At 34.7% G+C, this 12296-nt stretch carries 14 protein-coding genes; 12 read left to right on the top strand and 2 right to left on the bottom strand.

Features of this window, described 5'->3' with window-relative positions:
- Window positions 1–616 precede the first annotated feature (616 nt).
- Window positions 617–820, bottom strand: coding sequence for a sigma factor G inhibitor Gin (locus COD11_RS02200; RefSeq protein ID WP_098795122.1), 204 nt, complete (start codon window positions 818–820; stop codon window positions 617–619).
- Window positions 821–1037: 217 nt separating this feature from the next.
- On the opposite strand from COD11_RS02200, the gene COD11_RS02195 reads away from it, so the two are divergent.
- From COD11_RS02195 to rsmI, 10 genes are all read left to right on the top strand, one after another.
- Entirely contained in the window at window positions 1038–2480 is a 1443-nt protein-coding gene (locus tag COD11_RS02195; RefSeq protein ID WP_255301518.1) for an aminotransferase class I/II-fold pyridoxal phosphate-dependent enzyme, read from the top strand.
- 5 nt (window positions 2481–2485) lie between these two features.
- Window positions 2486–3115, top strand: coding sequence for a dTMP kinase (gene tmk, locus COD11_RS02190; protein ID WP_098795121.1), 630 nt, complete (start codon window positions 2486–2488; stop codon window positions 3113–3115).
- An 82-nt stretch (window positions 3116–3197) separates the two neighbouring features.
- The gene (locus COD11_RS02185; protein ID WP_098795120.1) at window positions 3198–3527 is read left to right on the top strand and encodes a cyclic-di-AMP receptor; all 330 of its coding nucleotides are present in this window, start codon (window positions 3198–3200) and stop codon (window positions 3525–3527) included.
- 50 nt (window positions 3528–3577) lie between these two features.
- Window positions 3578–4018, top strand: coding sequence for a YaaR family protein (locus COD11_RS02180; RefSeq protein ID WP_098795119.1), 441 nt, complete (start codon window positions 3578–3580; stop codon window positions 4016–4018).
- Window positions 4019–4033: 15 nt separating this feature from the next.
- A complete protein-coding gene (gene holB / locus COD11_RS02175; protein ID WP_098795118.1) occupies window positions 4034–5026 on the top strand; it encodes a DNA polymerase III subunit delta' in 993 nt (330 codons plus the stop codon).
- Between the two features lie 2 nt (window positions 5027–5028).
- The gene (gene ricT, locus COD11_RS02170) at window positions 5029–5856 is read left to right on the top strand and encodes a competence/sporulation regulator complex protein RicT (RefSeq protein WP_098795117.1); all 828 of its coding nucleotides are present in this window, start codon (window positions 5029–5031) and stop codon (window positions 5854–5856) included.
- Between the two features lie 13 nt (window positions 5857–5869).
- Window positions 5870–6244 (top strand): DNA replication initiation control protein YabA, encoded by a 375-nt coding sequence (gene yabA, locus COD11_RS02165; RefSeq protein WP_098795116.1) that lies wholly within the window; start codon window positions 5870–5872, stop codon window positions 6242–6244.
- 147 nt (window positions 6245–6391) lie between these two features.
- Window positions 6392–7141, top strand: coding sequence for a tRNA1(Val) (adenine(37)-N6)-methyltransferase (locus COD11_RS02160; RefSeq protein WP_098795115.1), 750 nt, complete (start codon window positions 6392–6394; stop codon window positions 7139–7141).
- Window positions 7142–7159: 18 nt separating this feature from the next.
- Window positions 7160–7408 (top strand): GIY-YIG nuclease family protein, encoded by a 249-nt coding sequence (locus COD11_RS02155; protein WP_098795114.1) that lies wholly within the window; start codon window positions 7160–7162, stop codon window positions 7406–7408.
- A gap of 5 nt (window positions 7409–7413) precedes the next feature.
- On the top strand, window positions 7414–8292 hold the full coding sequence (gene rsmI / locus COD11_RS02150; protein ID WP_098795113.1) for a 16S rRNA (cytidine(1402)-2'-O)-methyltransferase: 879 nt from the start codon (window positions 7414–7416) through the stop codon (window positions 8290–8292).
- A gap of 106 nt (window positions 8293–8398) precedes the next feature.
- Here the strand turns inward: rsmI and COD11_RS02145 are convergent, their stop codons facing one another.
- Window positions 8399–8686, bottom strand: a complete 288-nt coding sequence (locus COD11_RS02145) for a transition state genes transcriptional regulator AbrB (protein WP_098795112.1) — start codon at window positions 8684–8686, stop codon at window positions 8399–8401.
- 584 nt (window positions 8687–9270) lie between these two features.
- Between COD11_RS02145 and metG the strand changes: the two genes are divergently transcribed.
- Complete coding sequence (gene metG, locus COD11_RS02140; RefSeq protein ID WP_098795111.1) at window positions 9271–11256, top strand: methionine--tRNA ligase; 1986 nt, start codon at window positions 9271–9273, stop codon at window positions 11254–11256.
- 226 nt (window positions 11257–11482) lie between these two features.
- Window positions 11483–12253, top strand: a complete 771-nt coding sequence (locus COD11_RS02135) for a TatD family hydrolase (RefSeq protein WP_098795110.1) — start codon at window positions 11483–11485, stop codon at window positions 12251–12253.
- Window positions 12254–12296: the final 43 nt, after the last annotated feature.

The following is a 12296-nucleotide window of genomic DNA, read 5'->3' as shown; positions in this document are numbered from 1 at the left end:
CGTTAGCTTGACATTTACAGTAAGCCGATAGTCCGAACACGGAAGTTAAGCTCTTGCGCCGATGGTAGTTGGGGGTTTCCCCCTGTGAGAGTAGGACGTTGCCAAGTAAGAAGAGGGAAAGATTAGTAGAAATACTGGACTTTTTTAAAACTAAAAAATTGGGCAGATAAGTAGAAATGCAGATTTTGTTAATAAAAGAAGAGATAAAGGATGTTAAGTTGATGATGAGATTTACTACTCATCACAATTGAAGAAGATTGTAGAATTTTGTAGAATCGCGGATAAAACTCTGATAATCGCGGATAAAACGGAAAAATCGCAGATAAAATATTCAGAATCGCAGATAAACCCCTCGAAATCGCGGATAAAATATAACCCAACCGATAATATGTACGTGGAAGAGGCCCAATATTTCCATTAAATGGCGGAATTAGTAAGAAAAGATCGGAAATCAAATGGAAAGGCTGTGAAAAACAAATGAAGGGCATAATTCAATAATTACGCCCTTCACCGTCACTAATCATCTTACTTATCTACTTTATTCTAACCGACATTAATCTACAAAATCTGGGAAGTATAAGGCACCTCGGCACGCACATACCACTCCCCCAAAAACTTATGAATAAAGCGGCGGATTTTTCACTCTTCTTAGTTTTTCTAAGTAGTATTGGTATTTAGGATCGGATGTTTGTGTGTTTGTTATGTTTTTTTCACATTCTACACATATGAAACTTGTATAGAGATGAATTCCTGTTGCTTTTTCTTTATCACATATAATGCAAGTTTCCCCGTTTAAATGTTGTAAACTAGTAGAATTCATATTCTCCACCTCCATACCTCTTATTTTCACCAAATATCTATTATTGTATACACAATTATGAATTTAATTATTATTGTTATCTGCATACTATGTATTGGGCGTTTATCTGTGATTGCTTAGAGTTATAATTTTTAAAATGTAAATCTTTTCTTCGGTTGATATGAGTGTTGTAGGATAGTAAGTATTGTTATAATTAGTTTAAAGAGCATAAAGGACGATGATTGAAATGAAAATGCCTCTTTATTCAGCTTTGCAGAAGCATGCTGAGAGGAATTCTGTATCATTACATGTGCCGGGACATAAAAACGGGACAGTCATGTTAAAACAAATGGAGCACGTTTATAAAGATATTTTACGTTATGATGTAACAGAGTTAACGGGTTTAGATGATTTACATGATGCTAAAGGAGTCATAGCTGAGGCACAACAGTTAACTGCAGAGTTATATGGAGTTGAAAGATCTTATTTTTTAGTTAATGGATCAACCGTTGGGAATCTGGCTATGATCATGGGATCTTGTCTAGAAGGTGAAGAAGTTCTAGTCCAACGCAATTCACATAAATCAATTATACATGGCATTCAGCTTGCTGGAGCTACCCCTATTTTTTTATCACCAAAAGTGGATGAAGATTATCAGGTTCCTAGTTATGTTGAATGCGACAGAGTAAAAAAAGCAATTTCCCTCTATCCGAATGCGAAGGCCTTAATCATAACGAATCCTAACTATTATGGATTAACAGTTCATTTAAAAGAAGTTATTGAATTTGCACATAAACATCATATCCCTGTACTAGTGGATGAGGCACATGGCGCCCACTTTATAGCTGGAAATGGATTTCCAGCGTCAGCGATAGAGGCTGGTGCTGATGTTGTTATTCATTCTGCTCATAAAACTTTACCCGCAATGACAATGGGATCGTATTTACACTTTAATAGCAAGCTTATAGATAGGGAAAAGGTAGAATTTTATTTATCGGTGCTACAAAGTAGTAGTCCGTCCTATCCTATTATGGCATCACTAGACATGGCACGAGCTTATCTTGAGAGTATCATAAAAGCGGAAACGCAAGCTGATATTATAAAATCAACAGAAGTGATAAAACAGCAGATAAAGGCACTGAATTATTTGGACGTGATTGAAACGAATGATAAACTTATACATTCGGATCCTTTGAAAGTCACAATTCGCTCTACAAATGGATTATCAGGTTACGAGCTACAGGATTTTCTAGAACTTCATGGTCTATATGCAGAGTTAGCTAATCCTAATCATGTCCTATTTATTTTGCCATTTGCAAGTGAATGTTCGTTAGGTGAAAAGTTAGGATCAATCAAACCTCCACCTAACCCTAACACTTCAAAGTCGAACATGAATGAAAAAACTTGGAGAGAGCTTGATGAAATTGGCATACATAGATTAGAAAGATCTTATTCATATTTTAAAAAATGTGAAAAGCAAACAGTTTCGTTAGAGGAAGCAGTTGGACATTTTTCTGCCGAATCAATCATTCCATATCCGCCAGGTATTCCTTTTATTATGATAGGACAAACCATTACAGCTGATTTGGTGGATCGCTTAAAAGAACTACTCCAATCAGGTGTAAACATTCAAGGTGACAATAATATTAAACAAGGCAAAATAAGTATCTATAAGAGGTGACTTTTTTGAAAGGTAAATTTATTACATTTGAAGGCCCAGAGGGAGCAGGAAAAACTTCTGTTCTTGAGAAATTGATGAAAGACATAAAGGGTATGGATATAGAATCTGTTTTTACAAGGGAGCCTGGGGGCATTCATATCGCTGAGAAAATAAGAGAAGTTATTTTACATAAAGATCATACTGAAATGGATCCTCGAACAGAAGCACTGCTTTATGCAGCAGCAAGAAGGCAGCATTTAGTTGAAAAGGTCATTCCTGCTCTAGATTCCGGTAAAGTTGTTTTTTGTGATAGATTTATCGACAGTTCATTGGCATATCAAGGGCATGCAAGGGGACTCGGAATTGATGAAGTTTTTTCAATAAATGAATTTGCGATCAATGGAGTAATGCCTGATCTTACTTTTTACTTTAAAATTGACCCTGAGGTAGGGCTTCAAAGAATAGATAAAAGTTCAGAAAGAGAAAAGAACCGTTTGGATTTAGAAAGTTTATCGTTTCATCAAAAAGTTCAAGAAGGATACCAAAAAGTTTTAGAGAGGTTTCCAGATCGAATGATCGTTATTGATGCAGAAAAATCTATCGAAGAAGTAGTAAATGATGTAAAAACAGCATTAAAAAGGGTGATTTCTTTTTAAGCATAAGCTATCATGAAATTACCATTAAACAAGCAATGATTCACATAGATGGACATGTTACAATAAAGGGAGGCTTCTATATATGAAGTTAATTATTGTTGTTGTACAGGACCAAGATAGTAATAAACTCTTAAATGCACTTACTGAGCATAATTTCCGTGTTACAAAACTATCAAGTTCAGGTGGGTTTCTTAAATCCGGTAATACAACATTTATGATTGGTACTGAGGATATTAGAGTTGATAAAGCATTGCAAATTGTTAAGGATAATTGTAAGTCGAGAGAACAGCTTGTGGCACCAGTTTCACCAATGGGAGGAAATGCAGATTCATTTATTCCATACCCGGTTGAAGTAGAGGTTGGGGGAGCAACTGTTTTTGTTCTACCTGTTGAACAATTTCATCAATTTTAACATTGATTTAGATAATGTCTATATGGCCTTATAAGCCATGGAGGTATATGATGAAGATAAGTCAAGATATAAGATCTACCTTGGATAAAAGAGGAGTGGAGCAAAAAGTTGCTCAAACATCTTCAAAAGGATTCCAAGACTTGATTGTCAAGCAAGGTAATAAGCTGCAAAATGATCAGTTAACGAAATTGCTGGCAAATATAGATGATGCAGGTCGAAGGTTAGGAAAGTCAAGAAACTTCAGTGATTTATCAAAATATAAGCTTTTAGTTAAAAAGTTTATTCATGAAGCTGTTGAATATGGAATGAACATGAAGCAGTCAAGAAGCTGGGATTATAATGGAAACAGCCGTTCTTTAAAAATTATTGAACAGGTAGATGAGCTATTAATTAATCTTACAGATGAAATGATGAATAAAGAAAGTTCATCAATTGATATTCTTGCAAAAATAGGCGAGGTTAAAGGCTTACTTGTTAACCTCTATACGTAGAGAGTGATGAGTAGTATGAACAAAAACTGGCAAGAACTAGTCACATATCAACCACGTGTGATGAAGTTATTAGCAAATAGTATTCAAAAACAACGGTTAGCACATGCCTATTTGTTTGAAGGAAAGAAAGGGACAGGAAAGAAAGATGCGGGAATTCTTTTAGCAAAAAGTTTCTTTTGTGAAAATCTTCAAACCTATGAACCATGTGATAACTGTAAAAACTGTAGAAGAATAGATTCAGGAAATCACCCTGATGTTCATATTGTAGAACCAGATGGATTATCCATAAAAAAGGGGCAAATTCAATCTTTGCAAGAAGAGTTTTCAAAGTCTGGAGTAGAGTCCAATAAAAAGCTTTATATGATTATTCATGCTGATAAAATGACTGTTAATGCAGCTAACAGCTTATTAAAGTTTTTAGAAGAGCCTAACGCAAACACAATTGCCATTCTAATAACTGAACAGTATCATAAAATATTAAATACAATTCTTTCAAGGTGTCAGCTGTTATCCTTTCATCCATTGCAGCCAATTGCAATCCAAGAAACCCTTGAGAAGTCAGGTGTAGCTAAGCATATTGCTGCATTAGTGTCGCAACTAACAAATGATCTTAATGCTGCATTGGACTTAACAAAAGATGATTGGTTTGCGCAGGCTCGATTGAAAGTGATAAAATTGTATGAGGTCCTTATCACTCGAAAAGGACAGGCACCAATATATATACACACGGAGTGGATGAACCACTTTCATGATAAAGATAAGCAAGATACAGGGTTAGACTTGCTATTATATTTATATAAAGATGTCTTATCTATACAAATAGGTAATGAAGAAAACATTATTTATCATGACATCGTTCAGCAAATAAAACAGCATGCCCTTCAAATGACCCAAAGAAGTGTAACAGAGAAGATTACTTCTATATTAGAAGCTAAAAAAAGGCTTCATGCCAATGTGAATCCACAATTACTTATGGAGCAATTGGTTTTAACATTGCAGGAGGGATAAGTTTGTATAATGTTGTAGGTGTTCGCTTTAAAAAGGCGGGCAAAATATATTATTTTGACCCTAATGGTCTTCATATAGATGACGATGATTTTGTCATTGTTGAGACAATTCGAGGAATTGAATATGGTAAAGTTGTTCTAAATAATAAAAAGGTAGAAGAAAATGATGTTGTTTTGCCATTAAAAAAGGTGATTCGCCTTGCTGATGAGAAGGATCGTTTAATGGTTCAGGAAAATCAAGAAGCAGCATCAGAAGCTTATCATGTGTGTCAGAAAAAAGTTTCAGAACATGGACTAGATATGAAGCTAGTTGATGTTGAATATACATTTGACCGCAATAAGGTCATCTTTTACTTTACTGCAGATGGTCGTGTTGACTTTAGAGAATTAGTAAAAGATTTAGCAGCTATTTTCAAAACTAGAATTGAGCTTCGACAAATTGGTGTACGTGACGAAGCAAAAATGCTTGGTGGCATAGGACCTTGCGGACGTATGCTGTGTTGTTCTACTTTTCTAGGGGACTTTGAACCAGTCTCTATTAAAATGGCAAAGGATCAAAATTTATCTTTAAATCCGACGAAAATATCTGGTCTATGTGGTCGTCTTATGTGCTGTTTAAAGTATGAAAACGATGAATATGAATCGGCAAAAGAACAGCTTCCGGATTTAGGAGAAATGATTGAAACACCTAATGGACAAGGCAAGGTCGTTGGTTTGAATATATTAGAGAAAATATTACAGGTAAACCTAGTGGAACAAGAACGCGTGGTTGAATACACTTGGGATGAATTGCAGAAAGAAGGCGTAGTTCCAATGCAATCCACAGATTAATGAGGTGGAACAAGTGGATAAGAAGGAGATATTTGAATCTGTCAGCAGTATGGAAGAGCAAATCGGGTCTCTATATACTCAATTAGGTGAATTAAAGCAGCATCTGGCTGAACTTATTGAGGAAAATCATCATTTACAAATAGAAAATGAGAACTTGCGCCGACGCTTAGATTCAACAATAACAAATACAAAAAGTACGGTAAAAACAAAAAAGACAAAATCAAAAGAAAAACAACAAAAGAAGCAGAATTCAGTTGATATAGGTGAAGGGTATGATAATTTAGCAAGACTGTATCAAGAGGGCTTTCATATTTGTAATTTACATTATGGAAGCATTCGCAAAGATGGTGATTGTTTATTTTGCTTATCATTCTTAAATAAGAAATAATAAACTGACTCATATTGATTATGTGTCAGTCTTTTTTTTACTATTAGAAAGTATAGTAAAGTGAACTTTATCATCATAAGGGCTTGGAGTTAAGCCAACTTTATATAAAGCACAGAATAGAGAGCTTAAAAAGGAGCATTGAGAAAGATGGTTAAGTTAATAGGTGACGAAAGATTGGATTATTTATTAGCTGAAAATTTAAGAATTATCCAAAGTCCAACAGTTTTTTCCTTTTCATTAGATGCTGTATTACTTTCTAGGTTTGCATATATGCCTATTCAAAAAGGAAAGATCATTGATTTATGTACGGGGAATGGGATTGTCCCTCTTATTCTTAGTACAAGAACAAAAGGTAATATTGTAGGTGTTGAGATTCAAGAAAGACTGTATGAAATGGCTATAAGAAGTGTTGAATATAATAAGTTAGAAAACAAAATTAAGTTAATCCATGGTGATTTAAAAGACATGCCAAATGAACTTGGATATGGAAAGTTTGATGTTGTGACATGTAATCCTCCCTATTTTAAAACTCCTGCTAAAGATAAACAAAATCTTAATGAACATCTCGCAATTGCAAGACATGAAATTTTATGCACATTAGAAGATGTGATAAGAGTTTGTAGTCAACTTGTGAAACAAGGCGGAAAAGTTGCAATCGTTCATAGGCCAGGGAGAATGGTTGATATAACAGAATTAATGAGAAAATATGGGATAGAGCCGAAAAGAATACAATTTGTTTATCCAAAACAAGGGAAAGAAGCAAATACACTCTTAATCGAAGGAATAAAAGGTGGACAAGCAGATTTGAAGTTGATGTCCCCGATCTTTGTGTATGATGAGAATCATGAGTATACGCCGGTTATAAAGAAAATATTATATGGATCCGAGAACGGTTAACACTAAGGAGAAGGGTAAATGGCCAACCATTATTTTTATGTGTTAGAGTGCAGTGATGGAAGCTATTATGCTGGATATACAGTTGATTTAGCAAAACGAATTCAAAAACATAATGATGGAAAAGGTGCTAAGTATACGAGAGGAAGAACTCCTGTGAAACTTTTATATTCTGAGGAGTATGACTCTAAAGGTGATGCACTAAGGATGGAGATTCGTTTTAAAAAGTTAACAAAGGAAAAAAAGAAACGATACATAGAGAGCAGGTAATAAATATGATAAAAACTCAAAAAAGCTTTCAACATGAAGAAAGTGAAATCGGAAACTTGTATTTAGTACCGACTCCGATTGGAAATCTTGAGGATATGACACTTCGCGCAATTAAGGTGTTAAAAGAAGTTGATTTAATTGCAGCTGAAGATACGAGACAATCAAAAAAGTTATGTAATCATTTTGAGATCTCTACACCTATCTTTAGCTATCATGAACATAATAAACAAACTAGTGGACTTCGTGTTATTGAGTATTTACAGCAAAGTAAAGATATAGCATTAATTAGTGATGCGGGAATGCCAACTATTTCAGATCCTGGAAGTGAATTAGTGAAACAGGTCCTGGATATAGGAGGAAAGGTGATCCCATTACCGGGTGCGAATGCAGCATTAACAGCTCTTATTGGATCAGGTATTACACCCCAACCATTTTTCTTTTTTGGATTTTTAGATCGACAAAAAAAGGAAAAGCGGAATCAACTAGAGTCACTGCGTATTCGGAAAGAAACAATTATTTTATACGAGTCTCCGCATCGCCTTAAAGAAACATTACAACTTATGCATGAAAGTCTAGGAAATCGTACAATTTGTTTATCAAGAGAATTAACTAAGAAATTTGAAGAATTTATTCGTGGAAGCATAGAGGATGTATTGAAGTGGACAGAGGAAACAGAAATTCGCGGAGAATTTTGTATCATTATTGAAGGCTCTAATGAAGATATACTAGTTGACGAAGACATTTGGTGGGATTCACTGTCAATGAAAGAACATGTTGAACATTATATAAATGAGGGTTTATCATCAAAAGATGCGATTAAAAAGGTTGCAACTGAAAGAAAGATTCAAAAGAGAGACGTTTATCAAGCATTTCATGTAGAATAAAAAAAGGGATCATCATCGATCCCTTTTTTTACTATCAGGATTAAAAACTAAGTGTAATAACCAAGTTACTTATCTGATTATATATATCGTAATTTAAAAATTAGAATTATTTATTAATTAATTGGTTTTTAATTTCCGATAAAATTTGTTCAGCACCTTCACGGCTTAAAACTAATTTTCCATTTGCTAACGCTAAGTTATCATCAGAAACTTCACCAGTAATTTGGCAAGTCATATTAGGTTTGTATTTTTTTAAGATGATTTTATCATCATCAACATAAATTTCTAATGCATCTTTTTCTGCAATTCCTAGTGTGCGGCGAAGCTCGATTGGAATAACTACACGCCCTAACTCGTCAACTTTACGTACAATTCCTGTAGATTTCATTTTAATGATCTCCTCTCAATCTATATATGCTCTATATTTTTGATAAACTTCGTCAATATTCGACAAAAAATGATTTGAATTAAGCATATCAGTGTTTCCAATAAACGTCAATCATTTTTACTATATTTCCATGTAAAAATATAGGGGAATTCTTTTGGGAAACTGATATAACAAGGTTTACTTAGTTACTTACCCGAATGATATGTAAGTAAAACCTAGAAATGGAAGATAATTGATATACATTTTATGACAAAATTTACATTTCCATTAGGTAAGTTTCGACAAAAGCCTAGGTGCTTTCGACAAAATTCAATACGATCATGTCGAATGGCTGAAATAGAAAAACTTTAGGTATATAATCTTGATATTAAGGGCTAAGATGGTATCATAAAGAGTATGAAAAAGTTTGAGGTGGATAGGTTAGTAATGTCAACCTACCTAAGTACATAAAAAGCCTAATGAAATCACAGGACTTGATCAAATGAATATGATGTTGAATAAACCATACTAAATCGCTCTCGTCCTTAGGGGCGAGGGCGTTTTTGCTAGAACACCACATAATAGTTAGTTAGTTTTGAGGAGGTTACATAATGGAAAATAATCAAAAAACATTTTATATTACCACTCCTATTTATTATCCGAGTGGAAAACTTCACATTGGACATGCTTATACAACAGTAGCAGGAGATGCAATGGCCCGTTATAAGCGTATGCGAGGCTTTGATGTTATGTATTTAACAGGAACGGACGAGCATGGTCAAAAGATTCAACGTAAAGCAGAAGAAAGTAATATTACACCTCAAGAATATGTAGATGAGATTGTATCAGGAATTAAAGAACTTTGGAAGAAAATGGACATTTCTTACGACGATTTTATTCGTACTACTGAAGAACGTCATAAAGTGGTTGTTGAAAAAGTATTTTCTAAACTCGTTGAACAAGGTGATATCTATTTGGATGAGTATGAGGGCTGGTACTCTGTTCCGGATGAAACGTTTTATACAGAACTGCAGTTAGTGGACCCAATTAAGGAAAATGGAAAAATTGTTGGTGGTAAAAGTCCGGATAGTGGCCATCCAGTCGAATTAGTTAAAGAGGAATCTTACTTCTTTAGAATGAGCAAGTATGCCGACCGCTTGTTAGCTTACTATGAAGAAAACCCTGAATTCATTCAACCAGAATCAAGGAAGAATGAAATGATTAATAACTTCATTAAACCTGGTCTAGAAGATTTAGCTGTTTCTCGTACAACATTTGATTGGGGGGTAAAGGTGCCTGGCGACCCAAAGCATGTTATATACGTTTGGATAGATGCACTTTCTAATTACATTACAGCTCTTGGTTATGGTACAGAGAATGATGAGAAATATAAAAAATATTGGCCAGCTAACGTTCATATAGTAGGAAAAGAAATTGTACGTTTCCATACAATTTATTGGCCAATTATGTTAATGGCGTTAGATTTACCTCTTCCTAAAAAAGTATTTGCTCATGGTTGGTTGCTAATGAAAGACGGTAAAATGTCAAAATCAAAAGGTAATGTTGTTGATCCTGTTACCTTAATTGATAAGTATGGCTTGGATGCACTTCGTTATTATCTTCTAAGAGAAGTACCTTTTGGATCTGATGGTGTCTTTACTCCGGAAGGATTTATAGATCGTGTTAATTATGATTTAGCGAATGATTTAGGAAACTTACTAAATCGAACAGTAGCAATGATTGATAAATACTTTGAAGGTAAAGTTCCAACATATAATGGTTATCAAACAGAATATGATGAACCTCTAGTAAAAGCATCACAAGATATGCTTAAAAAGTATGAAGATTCAATGGAAAGAATGGAGTTCTCTATTGCCCTTTCTTCTTTATGGCAATTTGTTAGCCGAACAAATAAATATATTGATGAAACGCAACCATGGGTATTGGCCAAAAATGAAGAAGATCGTGAAAAATTAGCTTCTGTCATGGTTCACCTTGCAGAATCATTACGAGTCATTGCTGTGCTATTAAAGCCATTCTTAACTGAAACACCAGTGAAGATTTTTAGTCAGCTTGGTATAGAGGATCAGGATCTTCAAAATTGGGATAGCCTTACTTCATTTGGACAAATAAATGGAACAACAGTGAATAAACAAGCACCGATTTTCCCTCGACTTGAAGTAGAGGAAGAAGTTTCCTATATTAAGGAACAAATGAAAGGTTCTGCACCAGTGGAAGAGAAGAAAGAAGAAATAGTAGCTCCTGAAACGATGGAAGAAATTACAATTGATGACTTTATGAAGGTTGATCTTCGTGTAGCAGAGGTCCTTCATGCTGAACCTGTGAAAAAAGCCGATCGTTTATTAAAAATTCAATTAGATTTGGGCTATGAAAAAAGACAAGTAGTATCTGGAATTGCAAAACACTATAAGCCAGAAGATTTAATTGGTAAAAAGGTGATTTGTGTTGTGAATCTAAAGCCAGTAAAACTGCGTGGTGAGCTTTCTCAAGGTATGATTCTGGCAGGTTCACAAGGTGATATGCTCTCAGTAGCTACAGTTGATGCTGACCTTCCTAATGGTTCAAGGGTAAAATAAAAAGTCAACATTAAAAAGACTTAATAATAAGTAATAGCTGAAATATCCTGTGGATAGCACAAAGGGAGGTATACAGCCCAAATCCTGTTTCCTCCCTAAGGATGTTTCATTCTCGAAAAAAAATGATATTTGTCTAAAAAGCAAAAAAAATGGGTGTTCCACGTGTAACAATTTGTTGAACACCTTTTTGTTTTGTCGAATAGAATGAGGAAGGGAGTTAGTCATAGTGCTTTTTGATACACATGCACATTTAAATGCTGTGCAATTTGAGGAAGATTTAGAAGAGGTTATCGAACGTGCAACAAGTGAGGGTGTTTCACATATCGTTGTTGTAGGTTTTGATCATGAAACGATTAAAAGAGCAATGGAGTTAATAGAACAGTATGATATGATTTATGCTGCAATAGGCTGGCATCCTGTAGATGCAATAGATATGACGGAAGAAGACCTAAATTGGATTAGGGAATTGTCACAACATCCAAAAGTAGTTGCTATTGGAGAAATGGGATTAGACTATTATTGGGATAAATCACCAAAAGAGATACAAAAAGTTGTGTTCCGGAAGCAAATTCAGTTAGCAAAAGAAGTGAATCTGCCAATTATTATTCATAACCGTGATGCAACTGAGGATGTTGTGAAGATATTGCATGAGGAGAACGCTAGTGAAGTTGGAGGGATTATGCACTGTTTCACAGGTAGTTTAGAGGTTGCAAAACAGTGTATGGAGATGAATTTCTATATTTCATTTGGTGGACCAGTAACATTTAAGAATGCAAAGAAACCGAAGGAAGTAGTGAAAGAAATTCCAATGGACCGGTTATTAATCGAAACAGATTGCCCTTATTTAACTCCCCATCCATATAGAGGAAAACGCAATGAACCGAGTTATGTGAGATATGTGGCTGAACAGATTTCTGAGTTAAGAGGAGTAAGTTTTGAAGAAATTGCAGAAAAAACGTCCGACAATGCAATGAAAGTATTCGGCATAACTCGATAACGAACGTTGTCGAGTTATGGAAGAGCTTGTCCACTTAAAGGAT

This window comes from Bacillus sp. AFS040349 (assembly GCF_002577655.1).
Classification (GTDB): Bacteria; Bacillota; Bacilli; order Bacillales; family Bacillaceae; genus Metabacillus.
This window is presented reverse-complemented; position numbering and strand designations above follow the sequence as displayed.